General features: G+C 62.6%; 17 protein-coding genes. 5 read left to right on the forward strand and 12 right to left on the reverse strand.

Annotated features, from left to right (window positions below; translation table 11 throughout):
* Position 1 precedes the first annotated feature (1 nt).
* The 10 genes from AC5E6W_RS03675 to AC5E6W_RS03720 all read right to left on the reverse strand — a co-directional run bounded on the left by AC5E6W_RS03675 (position 2) and on the right by AC5E6W_RS03720 (position 10,717).
* Positions 2-1,123 carry a hypothetical protein gene (locus tag AC5E6W_RS03675; RefSeq protein WP_491750908.1) on the reverse strand — a complete coding sequence of 374 codons (1,122 nt, stop codon included), beginning with the start codon at positions 1,121-1,123 and terminating at the stop codon, positions 2-4.
* A gap of 1 nt (position 1,124) precedes the next feature.
* Positions 1,125-1,421: a hypothetical protein gene (locus AC5E6W_RS03680; protein ID WP_491750909.1), complete on the reverse strand. Its 297-nt coding sequence runs from the start codon at positions 1,419-1,421 to the stop codon at positions 1,125-1,127.
* A gap of 11 nt (positions 1,422-1,432) precedes the next feature.
* On the reverse strand, positions 1,433-2,101 hold the full coding sequence (locus tag AC5E6W_RS03685; protein ID WP_491750910.1) for a hypothetical protein: 669 nt from the start codon (positions 2,099-2,101) through the stop codon (positions 1,433-1,435).
* A gap of 2 nt (positions 2,102-2,103) precedes the next feature.
* Positions 2,104-2,385: a hypothetical protein gene (locus AC5E6W_RS03690; protein WP_491750911.1), complete on the reverse strand. Its 282-nt coding sequence runs from the start codon at positions 2,383-2,385 to the stop codon at positions 2,104-2,106.
* Positions 2,382-4,493 (reverse strand): ATP-binding protein, encoded by a 2,112-nt coding sequence (locus AC5E6W_RS03695; protein WP_491750912.1) that lies wholly within the window; start codon positions 4,491-4,493, stop codon positions 2,382-2,384. The genes AC5E6W_RS03690 and AC5E6W_RS03695 overlap by 4 nt, the downstream gene beginning before the upstream one ends.
* Complete coding sequence (locus tag AC5E6W_RS03700; protein WP_491750913.1) at positions 4,490-5,665, reverse strand: Pvc16 family protein; 1,176 nt, start codon at positions 5,663-5,665, stop codon at positions 4,490-4,492. The genes AC5E6W_RS03695 and AC5E6W_RS03700 overlap by 4 nt, the downstream gene beginning before the upstream one ends.
* 48 nt (positions 5,666-5,713) lie before the next feature.
* Positions 5,714-6,877: a hypothetical protein gene (locus AC5E6W_RS03705; protein WP_491750914.1), complete on the reverse strand. Its 1,164-nt coding sequence runs from the start codon at positions 6,875-6,877 to the stop codon at positions 5,714-5,716.
* Positions 6,878-7,735: a hypothetical protein gene (locus tag AC5E6W_RS03710; protein ID WP_491750915.1), complete on the reverse strand. Its 858-nt coding sequence runs from the start codon at positions 7,733-7,735 to the stop codon at positions 6,878-6,880.
* A gap of 80 nt (positions 7,736-7,815) precedes the next feature.
* Complete coding sequence (locus AC5E6W_RS03715) at positions 7,816-8,322, reverse strand: phage tail protein (protein WP_491750916.1); 507 nt, start codon at positions 8,320-8,322, stop codon at positions 7,816-7,818.
* Positions 8,323-8,338: 16 nt separating this feature from the next.
* Positions 8,339-10,717, reverse strand: coding sequence for a phage tail sheath family protein (locus AC5E6W_RS03720; protein WP_491750917.1), 2,379 nt, complete (start codon positions 10,715-10,717; stop codon positions 8,339-8,341).
* Positions 10,718-11,154: 437 nt separating this feature from the next.
* On the opposite strand from AC5E6W_RS03720, the gene AC5E6W_RS03725 reads away from it, so the two are divergent.
* Positions 11,155-12,993: a glycosyltransferase family protein gene (locus tag AC5E6W_RS03725; protein ID WP_491750918.1), complete on the forward strand. Its 1,839-nt coding sequence runs from the start codon at positions 11,155-11,157 to the stop codon at positions 12,991-12,993.
* 139 nt (positions 12,994-13,132) lie between these two features.
* Here AC5E6W_RS03725 and AC5E6W_RS03730 read toward each other — a convergent pair whose 3' ends face one another.
* Positions 13,133-14,662: a right-handed parallel beta-helix repeat-containing protein gene (locus tag AC5E6W_RS03730; protein WP_491750919.1), complete on the reverse strand. Its 1,530-nt coding sequence runs from the start codon at positions 14,660-14,662 to the stop codon at positions 13,133-13,135.
* 948 nt (positions 14,663-15,610) lie between these two features.
* Here AC5E6W_RS03730 and htpG point away from each other — a divergent pair.
* Positions 15,611-17,488 carry a molecular chaperone HtpG gene (gene htpG / locus AC5E6W_RS03735; RefSeq protein WP_491750920.1) on the forward strand — a complete coding sequence of 626 codons (1,878 nt, stop codon included), beginning with the start codon at positions 15,611-15,613 and terminating at the stop codon, positions 17,486-17,488.
* A gap of 363 nt (positions 17,489-17,851) precedes the next feature.
* Positions 17,852-19,036, forward strand: coding sequence for a c-type cytochrome (locus AC5E6W_RS03740; RefSeq protein WP_491750921.1), 1,185 nt, complete (start codon positions 17,852-17,854; stop codon positions 19,034-19,036).
* A 364-nt stretch (positions 19,037-19,400) separates the two neighbouring features.
* Here the strand turns inward: AC5E6W_RS03740 and ald are convergent, their stop codons facing one another.
* Positions 19,401-20,510: an alanine dehydrogenase gene (gene ald, locus AC5E6W_RS03745; protein ID WP_491750922.1), complete on the reverse strand. Its 1,110-nt coding sequence runs from the start codon at positions 20,508-20,510 to the stop codon at positions 19,401-19,403.
* A 93-nt stretch (positions 20,511-20,603) separates the two neighbouring features.
* Between ald and AC5E6W_RS03750 the strand changes: the two genes are divergently transcribed.
* A complete protein-coding gene (locus tag AC5E6W_RS03750; RefSeq protein ID WP_491750923.1) occupies positions 20,604-21,794 on the forward strand; it encodes an acyltransferase family protein in 1,191 nt (396 codons plus the stop codon).
* A gap of 109 nt (positions 21,795-21,903) precedes the next feature.
* A complete protein-coding gene (locus AC5E6W_RS03755) occupies positions 21,904-23,079 on the forward strand; it encodes an acyltransferase family protein (RefSeq protein WP_491750924.1) in 1,176 nt (391 codons plus the stop codon).
* Positions 23,080-23,133: the final 54 nt, after the last annotated feature.

Consider the following 23,133-nt stretch of genomic DNA (forward strand, 5'->3'; position numbering starts at 1 on the left):
CTTAGAAAACTCCTGCCGGAACTTGCGGCGCGGGGCTGTTCGTCCCCGCCGACTGTGCATTGCGAATGACGCGGAACGTCTGCCCATAGCTGTTGCGCGTCAGGGTGTGCGTCACCTGTTGAATCAGCCACAAACCACTCAGCGATCCATTGATCCCCACCACCTGCACATTCTGGTAGGGCTGCAGGATCGAGCTATACGTATCCTTCATCACCTCGCCATGAGCCTTCAGCGCATACGCCGCGCGCTCCGACGCCGCCTGCACCGCCCGCGCCAGCGACAGCGCATCCGGCTGCCCCGGCGGCAGCAGCCGTTTCACCGAGTTCCCCGGTGGCGGCGTCGTTCCCTGCATCGAGATATCGCTCGGGTCGGCCGTGCGCGTGTCCTTGCTCGAGTCGTTCAGGTTCACCTGGCCGGAGCTGTACGTCGCCGTCTGCCCGGAGGCCGAATCGCTCTGGAACCGGAAGATGTTCTGCCCGCTGCCCACCAGCACCATCGGAGCGAGGCCGAAGTCCTTGTTCGGATCGGGATCAAGCTTGAAGCAGCCCACGCTCTGCCCCGGTGTATCCCCGGGCGTCACGTACACGTGCATGTGCTGCCGTTGTGCAAGCTGTTTCAACAACTCCATCTGTGTGCCCCGCAGCACCGTCGTGTTGAAGCCCGGGTTCGACGGTGACGGCACAGGGTCCACATCCGTCGACGAAATCTGGCTCACCTCATTGAAGATCTGCGACGCAATCTGATCATCCGACTGCCCTTGGAAGCTGGACACCGATTCGTCCCGATGCAGGTAGAACGTGTCGTCCGTCACCACCAGCGTCAGCATGCTTTTGCCCGGCTCGTTGAACATCGCCGCCTGCACATTGGTGATCGTTCCATCGATCAGCGGAACCCAAGGCCCGCTCTGCAGCTGCAGCTCCAGCCGGATGCGGCTCATCCCTTCCAGGAACGCGTCGGTCTCGCCATCCCACATGCCCGTCGTATCCATGCACAGCGGCACCTGGAACTTCGCCTCCGTCGCGATGTCCATCTGCTGCTCGATCGTGATGTCCTCAAAGCGCGCCAGTTGGTCCGCCGTGGCTGGCGTCGAGTTGAGATAGAGCCGGTACTGAGCGCATCCCATCCTAGGTCTCCGGCACCGCAATCGTGAGCTGCTGCGCGTTCTGATCGTTCGCCAGCCACTGCTCGAAGAGGTCATTCGAGTCCAGCGCCGGGTTCGCATCCGCGATGTGCCAGTACCGCGTCGCATCGCCGTACTTACGGTCCGCCATCACATCGAGCCGATCATTGGAAGTAATCGGCGTCACGTCCCCGCTGGTCGCCGGAATCGTGCGCAGTTGCACCGCCGAAATCTGCGTGCCATTGGCCAGCGTTAACTGCACCTGCGGCGTCTTGGCATATCGTGACGTGTTGAGAAACATAGTCAGCTCTCCTAGAACGGAATCAGGTGCGTAATCAACATCGCGCTGTTGACCAGGTTGATCGTCGCCATCGTGTCCTGCGCCATCTGCGTATACGCCAGCGCACCTTGCCCGATCGTGTCGCCGCAGCACGAGCACGGCGTAATGATCGCGAGCCCAATCGAGACCTGCGCCTCCAACGGATTGAGCATCCCGTCATAAATCAATTCGGTGATCGTCATCGACTCGATAATCACCGGCACAATGCGCGTCAGGCCCCAGATGAACAAAATGCGCGGCGTCTGCTGGCGCGGTATCGGCTGCGTCGGCGGTGGACTCGACGATCCAAGCAACGACCCAATCGCATCGATCGCCGCACCGATCAGCCCGCCCGGCGTCTGCACCGGATACACCATCGCCTCCAGCGCCGCGAGCTGCGGCCCCACGCCGAACAGAATCCCGATCGGGTTCGAGCTGTTGCGCTGGTCCGCCGCGCTGAAGCTCGCCGTGATCGTGAACCGCTCGTACGGCGGCTCGCCCGCCTGGCTCGTCTCCCGTTGCGTCGCATCCACCGCACGCGGAGGAATCGTAATCGTCCGCGTCATCGTCTCCGGATTGAACTGGAAGATGACCACGTTCGGAATCGGCCCCAGGAAGTCCGTTCCGTACTCCACCAGCGCGCCAAGCATCGGGGTAGGCATCGTTATCGCCTTCCCTTCTGCGACATAGACCCAATGCGCCGCACGATCGATTTCTGCACCGCCTGCGCAATCTGCTCGGCGCTGGACCTGGCCGCCGGCACCCTCGCATGGATCGTGCCCAATGGCGGCAGACCCGCAGCCGCGTGCTCTCCTGCCGCGAGTCCCTTGGCCAGCTGCCGCGCCACCTCGTTCGCAAACGTCTCCGCCGCTGCTCGGCTCTGTGCCGCCGCAACGGTACGCGGCAGCGTCAGCTCCATCCGCTCAATCTGGATCTCTCGCGTCATCGCAGAGCGCCTCCGTTCAGGGCCTGCCACTGGCTCTTCTGCGCCAGCGTGAACGGCCGCCCCATCTTGTCGAACTCGCGTTCCACCGCGGACAAAACCGTTGGCATATCGAGTTCTGGCTGCTTGCTGCGCGCAGCCGCCTGCAGACACGCGTTCAGCACGATCGACCGGATATTCCCGCCAGGGATCGCAAACTCTCGCGCCAGCAACGCAAAGTCGAGATCCCCGACCGCCACCTGAGGAGGTATCGATCGCTGCCAGATGCTGCTCCGCTCCTTCTCTCCCGGCAGCGGAAACTCGATCACATACCGCAGCCTGCGCAGGAACGCTTCATCCAAATCCTTCTTCCGATTCGTGGCCAGGATCGCCATGCCGCGGAAGCTCTCCATGCGCTGCAGCAGATAACTCACCTCGAGGTTCGCAAAGCGGTCATTCGAGTTGCGCACCTGCGTCCGCTGACCGAAGAGCGCATCCGCCTCATCGAAGAACAGCAGCAGGTCCGCCTGCTCCGCCGCGTCGAAGAGCCGCCGCAGGTTCTTCTCCGTCTCGCCGATGTACTTGTTCACCACCTGCGACAGGTCCACGCGATACAACGGCAGCCGCAGCTCGGCAGCCAGCACCTCCGCCGCCATCGTCTTGCCCGTGCCGGAAGGCCCGGCGAACAACGCGGAGATCCCGGCCTCGCCCCACGCCTTGCCCGTGCCCCACTCCGCATGGACCTGCGACACCGTGCGCGCCGCCGCCAGCAGCTGCTGGAACTGCGTCGAACGCTCTGCATCCAGCACCAGGTCCTCCGCAACAAAGCGTGGCTCAATCAACGTCGCCTGCCCGCCAATGTGCACACCGACCTGCTGATAACAGGCCTCCAGAACGTGCTGCTGCGTCAGCGCCTGCTGCGTGAGACTGAGCGCACCAACCACCTCCTCGATCGACACCGCATCCAGCCGAAAGCGATACGAGACCTCCGCGATCACTTCCTTGTCGACCGTCATCCCGCGCCGCGCAAGCTCCGCCTCCCACACCGCCACGCGCTCCGTGTAACTCAGCGGAAGAATCCGCAGCGCAGGCAGCAGCTTCGCGGAGCCTTGACTGCTCTCCTCGTGAGCCGCCGCAAACGCATAAATAGGAAACGGCAGCAGGGCCATCTGCCACTGCGCCTCACTGCCCAACGCACGCGATGGCAACAACAAATCCGCCCCGCTCAACCAGCAATAACTCCCTGCTCCTTCCAGGATCGCGGAAGTCACCTGCACATTCTCCCGGATCGCCAGGATCCTGCGCCCGGTCACACTGGCGATCTTCTTCAGCACCACCCGAGCCCGCTCCGCATCCAGCGCCTCCGGCAAAAATGGCAGCGAGACAGGCACCACCTCCAGCGCCCGCGGCAGCCCACACATGCGCCGCGCGAGCAGCTCGGTATCGAACGGCATCGCCTCATCCGCATCGTCTTTCCCACCCGCAGCGATGCACTGCAGTTCCGGCGGCAGCGGCTCCAGATGACCCTCCATCGCCAGCGCCACCACCGACAGCATGGAGATCGGCACACTCCACTCATCGCCGGCGATTGCCTCTCCACGCTGCAGAACGCCCAGGCTGTACAGACGATGCGTCGGCGAAAGCAGCGGCAGCAGGGCCGCTGGCTGATCCCATAACCACTGCGCCAGGCCCAGCGTAGGCAATGTGCGGCGCGTGTCTCCCTGCAGCACGGCGATCATGTTGCCAACGGCAGCATCCCGCGTCGCAGCCAGCGCCAGCGCCACGACGAAGATCTCCGCATGCGACAGGGTCAGCTCCTCGGCCAACCAACCCAGCGTCGCGCGCTTGGCGTTGCGGCTGCGCGCCCTCGGCTTGTTGCCTCGAATCTTCCCGTCGAGAAAATGCGCCGTCTCATCCTGCGCAAAAAACTCCTGCCGCTGCTTACCAGTTGCGCTGCGTTCGATCGAATCCGCAATCCGGTCTGCCGGCTGATGGTGGCGCCACAGCCAGCAAAGCTCGCGCCGCATCCGCAGCACAGCCTGTTCCAGCCACTGCCCCGTGAATCGATCGCTTGACCACATGCCCTCCGTCAGCGACGTCATCAGCTCCGCGTTGTGCTGCGTCCCCTTCATGGCGTCACCATGTTCAGCGTGAAGGGCTGCCTCGCCTGTTGTCCGTTCACCCGGAAGATGACGTAGTACAAACCTGGAGCCACCGCGCTGGCCACCGGGATCGCGAACTGCTGCGCTGTCTGGTCCGCAGGTGGCGTAAACGACGGATCTCCCCCATCGAGCAACAACGCCACCACGCCACTCTGTACCAGCGCGAACTCCACATAATCGTTAGGCCCACCCAACAGCACGCCACTCAGGTGGATCGTTCCATACACATTCGGATTCGTCGCAGACACCGCCGCCAGCGAGACCGCGGTCATCGCATTCACCGTCGGCGTCAGCGCAACGCTGGTCGCCTCGCTGCTGATCGACAAGCCATTCGCCAGCAACTGCACAATCGTCACCGTCACGTTGCCGGCAGACATCGTCGATGGATCGAGGCCCGCAATCACCACCGCCAGCTGCTGCTCCTGCTGCATCGTCGGGGTCAGCGTCGCGCTTCCAAACAGCACCGTCAGCCCAGGCGAGTTAAGCGCGCCTCCGCTGAGCACCAGCGTGTCTCCCACCTGCACCGCCGCTGGCTGCGCGCTCTCCAAATGCGGTCCCAGCGTGGGCAGAACAAAATTCTGGATACCCTGCGCGCCAATCGTCGTTCCCAGCAGATAGTTGATGCCCACCAGCTGCAGGTTCACCGGTGGCACCGGCTGCGCGATCAGCACCGGCCGAATCTGAAAAGGCACCGAGCACCGGTACTTATCATCCGGCCCCTGCATCAGCCTGGAAAGCAAATCCGGCGTGCCCTGGTCAAACGTCAGCTTCAGCGGCTCAGGATTACTCGTCAGCGCGTTGTACAGGCCAACGTCGGGCAGCAGATCATTCAGCCCCGTCAGCACCTGCATCCCCATCCCCAGGATGTCGTGGCTCTCCGCCGTATCGCTCTCGCCCGAGGTATCGAACGCCGTCAGCACATACCGCAGCACTACCCACAAGGGAGCAGGCACTCCGGGAGTGAGCTGCACGTTTCGCATGGCTGCGTCGATCTCCACCTCGTACAGAAACAGGTTCAAACGCCCCTGCGCTACCGCCGATCCCGTCGGCGGATCCTGCTGCGGCCGCTGCACCGTGATCAGCGGGTTATACGGCGCATTGGTCAAGGCAGTCGTCAGCAGTTGCGTCAAGAAGCGGCTCACCGAGCCAACGGCCAATCCTGTATCCGCCAACGACACCTGGGTTCCCCTCTATCGATCAAGAAAGCTGCGAGCCCAGAAGTTACTCGTCTCAGGCGCCGAATAGGCCTTGGCTTGGGGCGGCGGAGTTGCCGGTCTGGGTGGTGCCACCGGCTCAGGCTCGACCCGCACCACGATAGATCCGATGTTCAGGCTCACCTCGCGCGCCCCCTCATCCAGCCGGCTGCGAACCTCACGCTCCTGGCTTGCAGCCCGTGGCTTCTGTAACTCGAACTCCGACGCTCGCTGCCGGAGACCGGGCTCTATCTCCCTCCGCTCGCGTGTCTGCGGCTCCCTCGCCTGTTGCGCGTCCAACTCGCGCTGCCGCTCCGCCATCACCGCCAGAATCTCCTTCAACGTCACAGGCGGAGGAGCAGGCCTCGCCTCCTGTTGACGATTCCGTCCCCGCTCACCCTCATCGCGAGACCGCTCCACTCCAGGCTCAAGCGGCGAAGCAAGCTCCACCCGCTCCGAAGTAACTCGGGCTTCACTCCGCTGTTCTGGAGTAATTCGTCGTTCCCCCCGCCGCTCCGGCAGGTCGGCAGTGACACTCAAGCCCTCTACCCTCTGAGGAACCGCAGCCGCTGCTCGTTCCATCCTGCCCGGCCGCGCTGATTCTTCCTCAAGGAAGCTCACAGTCTCTTCGTGTTCGTGATCGCCCCTCGCTTGAGCATCACGAGCATGTGCCTCGAGAGGCGTCTCCGTCGGCTCCATCGCTCCAGGAAGAGAAGGCAATCGCGCCACAGACTGACGAGCCCTGGCCGCACTCTCCCTGCTCTCTGCAGCCTCCGAGATCTCTGTGCTCCCCATGTCCCCAGCAGCCCGCCCGATAGCCGATGACGGTCTCCGCGGCACGCTCTGGCCCGGTCGCACATGTCGCGCTTCCTCGTCCACGGCGGTCTCCAACGTATCGCTCCCGCGCGTTTCGATCCCCGCGCCTGCTCGACGCGACGCCTGCGGCGCAGAATCATCCGGCGACATCCCAACCTGTGCGGGCTCCGCGTGCGACCGTGCCTCGCCGCCCGACGCCCCCTGCGCCACACCGCCCGCAGGCCACTCCACCACCTGCTCTTCCACCATCGCAGCCATCGGAGCCATTGCCGGCTGCCACGAACGCCCACGCAAAGGCTTCAACCTCGCCGTCGTCTCATACGCCAGCTGCGCGAGATATCGCATTTAATACGCTCCGCTCTCGATCAGCTCGAGATACACCTGCCGCCGCCAGTCCGGCAACTCAACAATCTCGCTCTCGCTCCAGTGATAACTCGCCGCCAGCCGATGCACATCCTGCATCAGCTCGAACTGCACGCGCTCCAGGCGCTCCAGAGCCGCCCCTGCAAGGTCCGGCGAACTCTCGTGCGCCATCCCGCACTCCGGGCACACCACGCTCACCACAAAGCCCAGCAGAGGATCGAAGCTGTCCATCGCCGCATCCACGGCCAGCGCGACCGCTTCAATGCTGGCGCCATCCGCCACAAGCGTCTCCAGCGCAGGCTCGACCAGCACGGAGCTAATCATCTCCTCCGGCCTAAGCCCTGGGCCCAGTTCCGGACTCAGCGCATCGCTTCCCTCCAGCCACTGCATCTGGTCCCACCCCGTCGGCCGTCGCAACACCACGCTATGTTCGCCCACGCTGCAAGTCGTGGTCTCCCTGTCGCGCGACGTGGGCGAGATAGAAACAATCTCCTCCGGAGTAAGTTCAAATTCGCTCTCGCAAAGGCAATCGCCCGCCGGGCAGCGAACCCTCCAGCTGAAAGGCTGCGGACTCGCCAGCGCGGCCACCATCAACAGCGCCTCCATCCGCCAGCTCACCGGCATGCGCCAGATCAGGTCCGCCGCCACCGGCGACCCCTCCGCATCCTCCGCGCAGGCCTGCAGCAACTCCGTGATCAGCTTCGGCCGCCGCGCCTGCCGGAACGCAATCGTCAGGTCGCCCGCATCGCTGCCAAACTTCCGCAGCGCCACAGGTCGGCTGCCCGTGCTCTGCGCCAACAGCCAGTCTGGAAGCTGCGGAAATGTGCGCTTCGCTCTCATGGATCCTCAAATGCCTCAGGCGGTAAGCGACCGCGACTCCGCGCACGATCAAACGATCGCCCCTCTGGCTAAGCTCAAGGTCACTGCGATTCGTTCGGTTCGGTCGCGCTCGGATCGCGCTCCCAGCCTTCCATCTCCAGCTTGATCGTCTCGATGGCGATGGCGTTCGCGCTGGAATCCAGCGCCGGCGCCGCCTGGTACTCGCTCACCCAACAGCCATGCAGCAGGAACCGCCTCGCCACCTGGCCCTTCTCGTTCAGCACCTCCAGAGCACACTCCTTGCGGAAGTTCACCAGGTCCATCGAGGTGTCGCCCGCATACGGATGCACCTTGTTCGCCCAGTTCTCGAAGTCCAGGTCCCACGTGATGCCACGCTCCAGCGTGACACCGTCGTAAGTCGTGCGACCTGGAGTCTTATGGTCGACGCTGTTCTCACCGCCGCTGCGATGCGTGATCACATTGGTCGTCCGCTTCAGCGCACTGGCCTTCATCACGCCCAGCACAGTCTTCCCGTCCCACTTCAGCTGGAACTTGAAGGTCTTGTACGGATCGATCCGCTTCGCATTAATTTGAAATCCATTCGGCATCGTCCACTCCTCGCGCTTAGCTCAGGCTGCCTGCAATCTGCTGAATCGTGATCACCACAAACTCCGCCGGCTCCAGCGGAGCAAATCCCACAATGATGTTGACCACACCCTGATCGATGTCCGCCTGCGTCGTCGTCTCCGAGTCGCACTTCACGAAGTACGAGTCGCTCGGAGTGGTCCCCGCAAACGCTCCCTGCGTGAACAGCCCCATCATGAACGCTCCAAGGTTCATCCGGATCTGCGACCACAACGGCTCCGCATTCGGCTCGAAGACCGCCCATTGCGTGCCCTGGTACAGCGACTCTTCCAGGAACAGCGTCATGCGCCGCACCGGAATATAAGTGAAGTCGCTATTGCCCGAGTTATCCGTTCCCGCCAGCGTCCGCGCACCCCATACCAGGTAACCCGCCGGCATGCGTCGCAGGCAGTTGATCGCCTGCGGGTTCAGCACGCCGTTCTGCGCATCGGTCAGGATCACGGCCAGCCCGGTCGCTCCGGTCAGCCCCGCATTGGTCCCCGCCGGAGCCTTCCATACACCCCGCGTTGCATCCGTCGCTGCATAGATCCCCGCGATCATTCCCGACGGCCCCACGTAACGCAGCGTGCCCCCATCGTTGAACTGCACCTGCGGGTAGTACACCGCGCAGCTGATTGCCAGATCCGGCCCAATCGCATTCGAAAAATTCTGAAGATCCGATTGCTGAGCCACCAAAAGATTGGCGCTCAGGTTCGTCCAACCCACCGGAGCATCCAGGATCAGGAAGGCTCGCCGGCTCTGGCAATACCCCGCCGCCGCGACGCGCACTGCCTGCCACTCCGTCTCGCTGCCGATGCCGTCGCCCGGAAGCACCATCAGGTTGAAGAGGTCGACGCCATCCAGCGCATAGAAGCCGGTGCGGTTCAGCTGGCTGCCGAGATAGTCTGCCTGCGTCGGCGGATTCCCATCGCTGGCCACGTTTGCCCCCGGCGTGAAGTAAGTGCCCGCCGCGCTCGCCCCCAGCGAATAGGCCGGCAAGTTATTGGTAAATCCACCCGCAAACGCTGCAGCACCGCCTCCGCCCGGAGCAAAGCTGATGGTATCTGCCGTGGGAGACGACAAACTCGGATTCAGGTTCTGCACAAACAGCCGGTAGCCGTTCACCGTCGCCTGGAATTTATTCGGGAAGCCCGTGTTGATCGAGTTCGCGATCGCCTGCAGGTTCTCCTGAATGCCGTCCATGTCCGTCGCCGAAGCGCCCTGCCAGAACTCAGGACCCGCTAGCGTAAACGTGATCGGCACCGTCACACCATTGATCGTCACGCTCGTCAGCGTACTCAAATTGGCGGTCGCAAACTCATCCATCGCCGTCAGGATCTCGCCCGTCCCCGAGGGCGCAAAGGCCATGCCCGTAGGCACAGGACGCAGGTCCGAATACCGCGCCACCTCAATCCCGCCTTGATTGACGCCCAGCAGCCAAAGCTGCGCCAGGTCCACCGCCGGCGACGCGGAGCGGATCTGCACGCTGCTCTTGAGCGTGCCGGTCGAGGTAATCAGCAGAAACCCCGCCGGCGTCGCACTTACTGCCACTTTCGTACCCGAAGTAAGTCCCAGCGCCAGGTTGATCTGTGTCGTCAGATAGCCAAATGTCGCTGCGTCCGAGCCCGAATTGGCCGCGGACGTCAACGCCGTCTTGCTCAGATTCACCGGCGTCCACGGGCCGCCGTCCACGCTGATCTGAAAGCTGCCCTGATCCACGGCCGTCCATTGCGCCGCCAGACGTTCATTCCAATCGCCGGGCGCAGGAGCTACCGGAACCGCAATAACCCCACGTGCCTCGCTATATCCGTTCGTAATCCCGCTGGCTGTCGTCGAGGTCGCCGACACCGTAAGATATTGCGACGACTGCGTGATATATGTTGGCGCATAGCGCGCGTTACCAGGATCCATCGACAAATTCGTAAAGGATTCTGTCTTCATGCCGCTGCTGCCGTTGTAGCTCAGCTGCAGGTTGAACGTACTATCCGGCGTCGGCGTGTTATAGTCCACCGTCAGCGAAATACTGTCTCCCCACACCCCAGGGGAGTTAGCGCTCACTTGCAGCACCCCGGTTCCGTTGCGGTCATTCAAGCTGATCACCGCCGGATATGCCCCGTCTGCTAGCCGGACCACAAAGCAGTCCGAGCCGCCGTTACTGAAGAACTGCTGCACGCTCTGCGCCAGCTGCGCATTCACCACAGGAGGTCCGAAGTTACGCGTGTAATCCGAGTAGCTTAAACACTCGATCGGAGTATTCAGCGGCCCAATCGAAGCCTGGCCGAAGAAGGCTCCAATCGACGTCGCAACGCCAGTAATCGTATGAACGCCGCTCGATGCTTCAGCGATATACACGCCTGGATAGGTGTAAGTGGACGCCATGCTGATCTCCCCTGCGCGAATGAAAACGATGTGCGCTGCCGGCCCAATATGCTCACGACGTAATAAGGCCCAGGACCCGAATTCTTATCTCAGCAAAGCTCGCTCGTACGAGTTACAAGCGGCGCGAGACCGGAACAGCCGGAATGAGGATCAAGATATATTCCTGCCGCTGGGGGAAGTAAAGAAAAAAAACAATGTTTTTCGATGCGGTTCCATGCCTTCCGTAATCGATACTTGTTAACAATTCCCCTAAGGTTCTCTCGGGACGCGACGTTGCGCATTTTGCGGGAACCAGCCTCGCCTGTTCCCCCTGGCTCCGTTCGTTTGCTAGAGTGGGAAATCCCATGGTTCCATCGCGGGAGTACCTGCGGCCGCCAAAAGCCGCCGTACCAACCGCGCGCACCAGCTTTGCCTGAACACGAGGTTCCCCTTTGTCCGTGACCCGATCCCGTACCACCCCGCGCACGCAGCGGAATCTGGTCACAGCGACGGCGTGGTTCGTGTTGGCCTTCGTCGCGCTCATCGCCTTCTGGGCGCTCAAGGTCCGGCCCGCCTACGTCGAGCCCGAGTATGCCGAGCTCGTCAACACCACCCGCATGTATCACCCGCACCTGGCCGATTTCTTCCTCGGCCCCGTCAATCGCTACTCCATCACCTACAGCGAATGGACGCGCCTCTCGCGAGACCTCATCCGGCCCGTCGTCGCGTTCAACTACTACCTCTGGTCCCGCCTCTTCGGCAGCAACTTCGCCGCTTACCTCGTCGGAACCTATCTCTGCATGGCCGCCCTCTGCGGCATGACCTTCTACATCGCCGCTGAGCTCCTCGAGCTCCCACTCGCGCTCTCCCACCTCGTCGCCTCGCTCGTCTTTCTCTCTCCCGCCTTTGGCGAGCAGGAACTCTTCCAGGCCACCTTCGCTCCCGATCCCCTCGCCGCCTTCTGGATCCTCGCCGCGTCGCTGCTCTTCCTCCGTCGCAACTACCTGACCTCTTGGCTCTGCATCGCCCTCGCCGTCGGCGCGAAAGAAACCGCCTGGCCCGTCTCCATCGGGATGGCCATCCTCTATCTCTGCTTCGCCGATCGCTCCCGCTCGAAGCGAATCCTCGGCAGCCTCGCCTACCTGCTGCCGCTGGCCATCATGCTCTGCCTCCGCGTCCATGCCTTCGGCATGCGCGGCATCGTCAAGGGAGACCAGGCAGACTCCACCATCCACAGCACCCCGGCCCTCGTAGCAGCCCACGTACACAGCGGGCCACACTGGCTGGCGGCGTTGTCATCTGGCCCCATCGCTGCACTCGCCCTGCGTCTCATCCGCTGGCCCTTCGGCATCATCCTGGACTCATTCCAGTACGACGACCGCCTCCTTCGCCCCTTCACCTGGCTCGGCATCCTCTTCAACATCTGCTTCTGGCTGCTCGCCGCCGGCTTCACCATCGCCGTCCTCGTCCGCCTTCTGAAGTCGCGCCACGCAAGCACACGGCAGCCAACCCTCAAGAGCATCCGGACATCCCCAGCACCTCAGGATCGCCGCCTTGCCCTCCGCATCACGCTCGCCTGGCTTACCCTTTCCGGCCTCTTCTTCCTCCTGCGCTTCGGCTCGCCACCCAGATACGCAGCGGCCACCTATCCCCTCATGTTTCTCTGCGCAGCCACCGTCGTCGCATCCACCGCCGCAAGCTGGCAGCGCGCCATCGCATGGGTATTCCTCCTCGGCGTAGGTCTCAATGGGCTCACTCTTCGCCTCAGCGATATGACCCACGGCGTCTACGTCTATCGCAGCCTCGGCCAGCTTGAGCAGAGCTTCCTCACCGCGATTCAGTCCGCGCCCGGAGCTCCCATCTTCCTCGTCGACGATGTAGCCGGCGGCGAGAACAACACCGAGGCCTTCCGCCGCGCCTTTGGCCCGCTCGTCAACGTCATCCGCGTCAACGATCTCGCGACCAGCTGCTTTCCGATGCCGGACAATGTCCCCACGCCCATCGCGCTCACCCTCGACGCCACGCGCGAAGCCGACCACACGCTCCGCCTCCACTCGTCAGTAGCAGGGTGCGGTGGACATGAATTCTTCGAGGTGCCAGGACTGCCCGACGGTCCCATCACGCGCAGCAGCGGCGGCTACACGTTTACCTACGACCTCACGCCGCGCGCCAATCCCCAGCCCACCAGCGGCCCTCCACGAGAGATGACAGTCACCATCGAAGGCGTACCCGCCAACGCTGTCCTCCTCGCGCCGGACTTCTCCCGCCACGCCTACGTCTCGATCCCCATCCACTGACGGGAGAGTTCCTCTAGGGAATCGCTGAATAAGTCCGGGCTTTGTCAGGGGGGACTTCAGTCCCGCCGCAAAGAAGTGCTGGCAAGGCGTCTTCACCAGCTCAGGTTTCAGGTTGGCTCAGAACTGAATCGGGCCGGCCTTAGTTCGTCGCCGAAAGATGCGTGTCGCCGAGCACCTGCCCAGCCTTCGCCACCTTCGCGCTCCATACGGCCCGTTCAGCGATTTCAGCCTGGTTCGATACCGTCGTCGAACTCGTCCAGCAAGGATCATCGAAGGCCGACCCGGTCATCGAGTTGTTGTCCGCCATGCTCACCGCCGGCGTCCAGGTGTCCGCCTCCATCGGCGCCCCGCCCACCGAGACCGGCCGCACCAGTCCGCCGGTCGAGCCAGTGATGTGGTTGTTATAGAAGTTCGGAAGATTCCAGTTCGACATCCCGAATGCAACCCCGCTCAAACCCTCATACCAATTCCCACTGCTGTCCACACCACACGAAACCACGCGGTTCCCCGTCACCGTAATGTCGTGTCCATACGCCAGGCCAATGCCATAATTCGCCGAGTGCACCACCACGTTGTTCGTGATGAGCAGATACGCATTCACCTGTGCAAAGTTCGTGCTGTTGCCTTCGCTCATGATCCCGCCACCGGTGTAGTCATACCCGCTGGTGCCAGCCGAGAACGCGCCTTCAAGATAGTTATCGTGAATATTGATCGGGTTCGCCGCCGAGCTCGCGAGGCTCTGCGCAATGTCGATGATGTCCTCCACCGAAGCTTGCCCCGGTGTATCGATCACCTGGTTCCATCCCAGGTCCGCACCGCCCGACAGAATCACCTGGTTCAGCTGAATGAAATGCCCTTTCACTGAGCGCGAAGGCGTCAAGCCTCCCTTGCCGTCGCTGGGACGGTCCTCCATGTTGTACGCAATGTTGTTATCCACCGTGACCCGCGTCGCCAGCGGAGTCGGCGCGATATACACCCCGAAGCTCACGCCCGTCATCGTGTTATTCGTCACCGTAATAGTGCCTGCCTCTTCCACCTTCACGAAGATGCCGCGCGACCCGCCCACCACTCCCGGGTCGATCGCCTTGCCCGTAACGTTGCGCACCGTCACATTGCTTCCAATATGTGTGCCCATCGACAACACATGGATCAAGTCACTCGCGCTGGTCACCGTGGAGTTTTCAATCACCACAGGATCGGTCGTCTTGACCGTGATCGCAGCTACGTTAGGATCGCTGCTGCTGAAGTTGCCGCTGTACGTGCCGCCCTTCGTAATCACAAGTGGCGTCGCTTGACTCGGATTCGCCACCGTCGCCGAAGCCGTCGCAGTCGCACCATTGCACGAAGCCGTCACCATCGCCGAGCCCACTCCCAGCGCATTGAATCTTCCACCACCTGCGGAGCTCAGCACATTGTTGTCGTTTGACGCCCAAACACAGTCCGACACCGTCGCGCTTGCCCCTGTGTTCTCTTCCACCGAGAAGCTCACGCTGTTGCCCTGCATCGTCGTCGCCGTCGTTGGCGAGAGCACAATCGCCGCGGATCCATTCGACGATGTCGCCGCAGCGCTGGCCACTGGAATACTGATCCCCGCTCCACATCCCGTCAGAGGAGCCACCGGGCAAAGTAAGAACAGGGCCGCGATCACCATGGCCACAGCATAGTGCACACGTGGTCGCTCAACGCCGCTGTGAGCTCTTAAAAAAAATCGAATGGACGAGAGTGTTGCAAGCATGAGTGGTTGCCTTTCGCTACAGCACTGGGCAACCTATCGACGGTGACAAGGGGGCCCTCCATGACCCCTTCGGGCCATAGATACAGAAGTGAAATTTCGCGGCATCAAGCCGAGAAGGGCCTCCTGAATCGAGGCGCATTGACACACAACCGCCTTCTCGCGCGCAAGGGTTCGATATCTCGACAGCCCCTTCTCGGGACGCAGGACATCACCCCCATCGCCATTCGAGATAGCAGTTAGGGCTTGGAATTTCTTTCTTTCTTTATTGCTTCAATCGCACAGGTTCACAGCACTCCCGCGCAGAAAGATATCTCTGCCGGGCCATGAACGGGCTTGAAGCTTCTCTTCGATTGAGATAGCGAAACAGAGCCAACTTCGAACACCACAAGTCACACTGGGGCACAAGGCCGCCTTGATGCGGGAGCAACACCTTCATACAGGAGCTGTCGCACATTAGGACAATGTTTGAAGTTGAAACATATTCGAGCGCACGAAAACGACCCACGCGTCTTCCGCTCTTAGTACTACTGCGTCGCTATTTGAAACACCTTGCTTGGCCGCCTGTTACAAATTGAAACAACGTACGGCGGGAGAGGTCGTTCCTGCCCGAATTTCGGGCTCGCTTACCTGAATCGACCGTTTCAGTCAGACCCGCCTGCAGCAATTCCAGACGGACATTGTCCCGGTCATCCTCTGTTCGTCCCAGTTCGCTCTTGAGACAAACACCAGAAGAGACACTGCCTTCATCGTATCACGATCATACCCACGAAAATCAATAGAGCAATAATCCTCGCCGTTCCACTGCATCGTGCCTTTGGGTCCCTGTCGTCTCAGCTGCGGCCGCGCTCCTTTCTATAATGTGGAGCGGAGAAGATATCCATCATGTCCAAGCAAGAGTTCCAGACAGAAGTCAGCCAACTGCTCCAACTGATCATTCACTCGCTCTACTCGCATCCGGAGATCTTTCTCCGCGAGTTGATCTCCAACTCCTCCGACGCGCTCGACAAGCTTCGCTACCTCACCCTCACCGACGAGCGCTTCAGAGGTGTAGCCTTCGATCCCCGCATCGAGCTCGAGCTCAACGAGACCCTCAAGACCCTCAGCCTCTCCGACTCCGGCATCGGCATGAACCAGGAAGACCTGATCGCGCACCTCGGCACCATCGCGCGCTCCGGAACCAAAAACTTCCTCAACCAGCTCTCCGGAGACGCCAAGAAGGACTCCAACCTCATCGGTCAGTTCGGCGTCGGCTTCTATAGCGTCTTCATGGTCGCCGACAAGGTCGAAGTCATCTCCCGCAAGGCCGGCGAAGACCAGGCCTGGAAGTGGACCTCCGACGGCAAGTCCGGCTTCGAGATCGAGCCCGCCGAGCGAGCCACCGCCGGCACCACCGTCCTGCTCCACTTCAACGCCGACGGCGAGCCCTACGCCAACGCCTGGCGTCTCAAGGAAATCGTCACCAAGTACTCCAACCACATCGCCTTCCCCATCTTCCTCACCTACGACAAGAGCGAGTGGAACGAGGAAGAGAAGAAGTCCGTCACCCAGCGCGTCACCGAACAGATCAATACCGCCAGCGCGCTCTGGCGTCGCCCCAAGTCCGAGCTCACCGACGAGGACTACAAGGCACTCTACAAGTCCCTCACCGGCGACTGGGAAGACCCGCTCGCCTGGTTCCACACCCGCGCCGAAGGCTCGCTCGAATACATCACCCTCTTCTTCATCCCCGCCAAGGCCCCCATCGATCTCTATCAGCAGGACTACAAGGCCGGCGTCAAGCTCTACGTCAAGCGCGTCTTCATCATGGACGACGCGCGCGAGCTGCTCCCGCAGTATCTCCGCTTCGTCCGCGGCATCATCGATAGCGAAGACCTCCCGCTCAACGTCTCCCGCGAGATCCTGCAGCAGAACAAGATCCTCAACAGCATCCGCACCGCCTCGGTAAAGAAGATCCTCTCCGAACTCAAGAACCTCAGCGAAAACGATCCCGAGAAGTACGGGCAATTCATCGCCCAGTACAACCGCCTGATGAAGGAAGGCCTCTACGGCGACTTCGCCAACCGCGACACGCTCCTCGAGCTCGTTCGCTTCAAGTCCACCGCCGTCGAAGGCATGACCTCGCTTGCTGAGGCGAAGTCCCGCATGAAGGAAGGCCAGACCGCCCTCTACTACATCACCGGAGGCACAGGCACCGGCAACTCCGAATCCCTGCTCCGCAACTCGCCGCTGCTCGAGGTCTACAAGAAGAAGGGCTACGAAGTCCTGATCCTCGATGACGACATCGACGAGATCGTCTTCTCGCAGATCGACAAGTACGGCGAAACCGAGTTCAAGAGCGTCAACAAAGCCCCCATCACCGACGACCTCAAGGACGAGACCGAGCCCGCCAACTCCGAGCACGTCCAGCCCCTCATCGACAAGCTCAAGGCCATCCTCGGCGACCGCGTCAAGGACGTCCGCGTCACCTCGCGCCTCGCCGACTCACCCTCCGTCCTCGTCACCGACGAAGACGAACCCACCCTCCGCATGCAGCAAATGATGCGCGCCATGGGCCAGAAGCTCCCCGACCTCAAACCCACGCTCGAGATCAACCCCGACCACGAGATCGTCAAAAAACTAGCCGGCCGCACCACCGACGAGATCGCCGAAGACGCCGCCTGGCTCCTCTACGACCAGGCCCTCCTCATGGAAGGCGTTCCCCTTACCGACCCCGCCGCCTTCGTCCAACGCCTCAACCGAGTCCTCAACCAGACCGTATAGTCCTCCGCTGTGTCATCTCGACCGGAGCGGGACAGCTTCACCGTCGCGCGTAGTGGAGAGACCTGCTTTTCACCGAATGCCCCGGGTCCCCCCAAGGGACCCGGGCTCGCATTGCACGATGCCCGCCCAACACCAAGCCCTTCCTCAAACCTCCAGCCCGCAACGCGGGCGACCTGTTCGCCTTATCGCTCTACAGAAAACCTGCCTCGCACATTGCCCCGCCCGATATCCGCGCAGATACCGTTTCCCCTCCGCGGTCCTTCAGCCGCCATATATCCTGTGGGTGTTCGCGCCTCGCACGCGCTAACCCACCCTCGACCAGGCCTGGCTCCCAGGAGACTCCCAACGCATGACGTGTGCCGCATGAAGATCACCCCATCCTGTTCCCCCATGCGCCGCACCCTCGCCGCCGCAGCCCTGCTGGCCACCGCTGCCCTCGCCGGCTGCCGCCAGGACATGCACAATCAGCCCAAGTTCTTCCCCCAGCGTGGCACCAACTTCTACGAAGACGGCCGCTCCGTCCGCCCCCAGGAAGAAGGCACCGTCGCCCGCGAACAGGGCGACCCCACCAGCTACTTCCTCACCGGCATGATCGACGGCAAGGAAGCCGACGGCCTCCCACTCCCCCTCACACCCGAGCTCATCGCCCGCGGTCAGGAGCGCTACAACATCTACTGCACGCCTTGCCACTCGCGCACCGGCTACGGCCACGGCATGATCGTCCAGCGCGGCTACGAGGCCTCCGCCAACTTCCACTCCACCCGACTCCGCGACGCCCCGCTTGGCCACTTCTTCGCCGTCATGACCAACGGCTTCGGCGCCATGCCCGAGTACAAGGCGCAGATCACTCCGGAAGATCGCTGGGCCATCGCCGCCTACATCCGAGCCCTCCAGCTCAGCCAGAACGCCAAAGATTCCGACGCCCCAAGCCCTGCCGCTATCAAGCCGCTCAACCAGATTGCAACCACCCAGGGCATGCCCGCCGAATGGGCCAACACCCGCTTCTGGACCTCCAGCGTCGCCAACCTCCCCACCTACACCACCGGCGAGGTCGCCTCGCTCCACCCCGGACCCGTCCCCGGAGTTCCATCAGCGCCCTCAGTACCTTCAGCAGCACCGCCTGTCCCGGCCTCGGCACAAACTGGCCCCTTAGCATCTGGACAATTGGCATCTGGACAACTGGCGTCTCGGTTGACACCCAAAGCTGCCGTACCTTCCACCGGCCCCACCGGAGCCACCGCCAAAACTGGCGCGCCTGTCGCCCCAGCCAAACCTGCAGCCCCCAAGGCCAACGCCGCCGCCGGCAAGCAGATCTACCTCGATAACTGCGCCATCTGCCACCAGGACACCCTCGAAGGCCGTCCGCCCAAGATCCCCGCCATCCTCAACATCGTCGCCCGCACCGGCGAGGACCACGTCCGCACCACCATCCACGAAGGCAAGCCCGACGCGCGCCCCATGATGCCCTCCTTCGCCGAAAAACTCACCGACGCCCAGGTCGACGACCTCATCGCTTTCCTGAAAACCGGCAAACCCGCCGCCGAATAACCCTGGCAACTGGAGACTGAAAACCGCCAGCTCGATACTCCAGACCCGATCGCCCGATCTCGCCCCAAACCAGCAATAGTCCCGGGGCCACCACAATCCGAGTGTCCCGGGTCCTTCAAGGGACCCGCGCTCGAAGTCCTTCCTCAAACCTCCAGCCCGCATCGCGGGCGCCCTGTTCCCCTCGTAGCTCTACAGAAAACAGGACCCGCAAGATCCCGGGTGCCCCACCTCTCGCACCTGAGAGGTGGGTTCGCAGGATCCCTCCTTACAAGCCCCCCCAAAAACAAAAGGCCGCGCAAACATCGCGCGGCCTCTGCTTCTGCTTTTCTTGTTGTCATCCTCGTGGAGGATCTGCTTCGAACAACTACAGAATCGACCCCAGCTCCGTATACTCCCGCCCCTGAGCCTCAGCCACAGCCTTGTACGTCAGCTTGCCATCGATCGTATTCACGCCTTCGGCAAAGCCCTTATCCGCCTTCAGAGCCGCCTTCGCCCCCAGCTTCGCCAGCTGCATCACGTACGGGAACGTAGCATTTGTCAGCGCCAGCGTGCTCGTATTTGGAACCGCGGCCGGCATGTTGGTCACGCAGTAGTGCACCACGCCGTCCACTTCGTAGCTCGGGTTAGAGTGCGTCGTCGGCTTCGCCGTCTCGATGCATCCACCCTGGTCGATCGCCACGTCCACGATCACCGCGCCCTTCTTCATCTTCGCGACCATCGCCTTCGTCACGATCTTCGGCGCCGCCGCACCCGGAATCAGCACCCCGCCGATCACCAGGTCCGCCTCGCACACCGCGCGCTCCACGTTGTAGCTGTTTGACGCCAGCGTAAACAGCTTGCCGTTGAACACATCATCCAGCTCGCGCAACCGGTTCAGGTTCAGGTCCAGCAGTGTCACCTTCGCGCCCATGCCCACGGCAATCTTCGCCGCGTTCGTGCCCACGATCCCGCCGCCAATCACACAAACATTCGCCGGAGGAACTCCCGGGACACCGCCCAGCAGCACACCGCGTCCGCCGTGCTCCTTCTCCAGGTACGCCGCGCCCACCTGCACGCTCAGCCGTCCTGCAACCTCGCTCATCGGCGTTAGCAGCGGCAGCGTGCCGGCCTTGTCCTTTACCGTCTCGTACGCTATACCCGTCACCTTGCTGTTCAGCAGCGCGTCCGTCAAATCTTTGACCGGAGCCAGGTGCAGGTACGTAAACAGCGTCAGGCCCTCGCGAAAGAACCCATACTCCTTGGCGACAGGCTCCTTCACCTTCACCACCATGTCGGCCGCCCAAACCTCTGCCGCCGTTGCCTTCATCTCCGCGCCAACCGCCACATACTCCGCATCCGGAAAGGACGACAGCGCGCCCGCGTTCTGCTCCACCAGCACCGTATGGCCGGCTTCCGTCAGCGCCTTCACACCGGCGGGTGTAATCCCAACGCGGCTCTCGTGATCCTTTACTTCCCGGGGAACTCCAATAATCATCGGCTTCCTTGTACCTCGCTTCCTCCTTGATTCTAACGGCTCCCGCCAGCCTGCAAAGTCCTCGCCCTCCGCGTGTTAAACTGCCACCTGTCGATGTCTACCCAGGCGATTCCTACGGGCACCACGGCATCCGTGCCTCCATTTCGCCAGACATGGGCCTCGGTCATCCTTGACCTCGTCCGCGGACTCGCCGCCTTCCTCGTCCTCATCGACCACATCCACCACCTCTACTTCGGATTCGAGCCCCAACCCCTCCCCGGTGGTTCACAGCCCTTCGGCGCCTGGTTCTTCTTCGTGCTCACCTCCGCTGGCATGCAGGCGGTCGTCATCTTCTTCGTCCTCAGCGGCTACCTCATCTCCGGCAGCGTCTTCCGGGCGCTCGAGCGCAACGAGTTCACCTGGCGCTGGTACCTCACCCACCGGCTCGTCAGGCTCTGGCTCGTCCTGCTGCCCGCCCTCCTCATCGGCGCACTCTGGGACTCCGGTACGGTCGCCTGGCAAGCCCACACCGGGCTCCATGGCTGGTTTTCAGAGCTCCGCCTCACTGACCCCGGCCACAACCTCACCTGGCGCGGTCTCTTCGGCAACATGTTCTTTCTCCAGACCATTCGCACGTCCATCTTCGGCTCCAACCGCCCTCTCTGGAGCCTCGCATTCGAGTTCTGGTACTACCTCCTCTTTCCCTTCGCGCTCTTCGCCATCCGTAAGGGAACCCCTCTTCGTCTCCGGATCCTCTACATCGCGCTCTTCGTGCTCACAGCCGCTATCGCCGAACACAACGTCATCGCCCTCTTCCCGGTCTGGCTACTCGGCACACTGCTCTCCAGGCTCACGCCGCCGCGCGTCAACGCCCCTTGGCGCGCCGCCGCTGCGGTGCTCTATACCCCGATGATCTTCGCCTGCGTCCTCTGGCCCTTCCATTCCCACCTGTTCAAGATGGACTACGCGCTGGGCCTCGCCACCCTGGGCTTCTTCTGGGTCATGCTCTCCGCGCAGAACAAGGTCCCGGAACCCTCCTGGCGCGATGCTCGCTCCTGGCGCGTAGCCATATCGCGCCTGCTCGGAGGCTTCAGCTACTCCCTCTATCTCGTCCACTATCCCGTAATCTTCTTCCTCGCCCATCTCCTCGCCCCCAGCCTCCCCTGGCCGCTCGACGCCTCGCACCTGTTCCGAATGGCCCTGATCGCTCTCGCTGCACTCGCTTACGCGTGGCTCATCTCCCTCCTCACCGAGCGCCACAACGACGCCGTCCGCCACTGGGTCGACGGCCACCTGCCCGCCTGAATATCGGGCGTCTAGCCTCTCGACTCTGAGAGGTGGTCCGTCGGACGCACGTGCCCGGCCCATACCGCGCTCCGCACGTATACTCAGACCCAATCGCGTTCCGGAGCCGATGATCCCCCCTCAGCCCAAGTCTTCGACACGTTTCGCCGACACCAACGCCGCCGTACTCCTGGACCTGCTCCGCGCCCTCGCCGCATTTCTCGTTCTCTCAGAACACTGCCGCGACCTGCTCTTCGTGGATTACCACAGCCTGGCTGCGCACCGCGCCGCATGGCTGCTTCCCTACCTGTTCTCGGGCGCCGGGCATCAGGCAGTCGTCATCTTCTTTGTACTCAGCGGCTATCTCATCGCTGGCAGTGTCCTGCGGCTCTTTCAGTCCGGCCGCTGGAGCTGGAGCCTCTACCTCACCCACCGCCTCGTCCGCCTCTGGGTCGTGCTTCTCCCCGGCCTGCTGCTCTGCGCCCTGTGGGACCACCTCGGCCTCTGGCTCCATCGCGCCCCCCTCACCTACGCCGGACACGGCCCCAACCACATGATCCCCGACGTCGCGTCGCACCTTGGCTGGGGCGCTTTGCTCGGCAACGCCGTCTTCGTCCAGAGCATCCTCTCCCCCACCTTCGGGTCCGACGGTGCCCTCTGGAGCCTCGCCAACGAGTTCTGGTATTACATCCTCTTTCCCCTGCTCATGCTGGTCTTCTGGCGCGGAGGAACCCTCGTGCGCCGCGCCTTCTCTGCCCTGGGCATCGCCCTCGTGGCAAAGTTCGTCGGCGTTGGCATCCTGCTCGGCTTCCCGATCTGGCTGATGGGAGCCCTCCTCGCCTTTGTGCCGCGACCCCATCTCCCCGTATGGGCACGCTGGGTCGCAGCTGCGCTCTACCTCCCGCTGTTCCTCGGCCTCTCACGCGCCCATTCGATGATCGGCTGGCTCAACGACACCCTCCTCGGCGTCGCAACCGCGCTCTTCTTGTGGATCCTCCTCAGCGCTCGCGGCGAGGCCAATCCCCACGCGCGCTGGGTTGCGACTTCACGGCTGGCTGCCCGCGGAAGCTACTCGCTCTACGTGCTCCACACTCCGTTCCTGCTGCTGCTCGCAACTCTCACCATCCGGGAGACACGCTGGCAACCGACGGCATCTCACATCGTGATCGCGTCAGGCCTGCTCTTCCTCGTCGTGGGGTACGCCTTCGCCATCGCCTGGCTGACCGAGTTCCGGACCGACGCAGTCCGCCGCCAAATCGAGGGTAGGATCCTTCCAAAGCGGGAGTTACCCCCCTCACAACTCTGATGCCCCCCTCCACACTCCGCCCGCTCCATGCCTCTACAATAGAAATTGCCCGAC

The organism is Bryocella sp. (assembly GCF_058498515.1).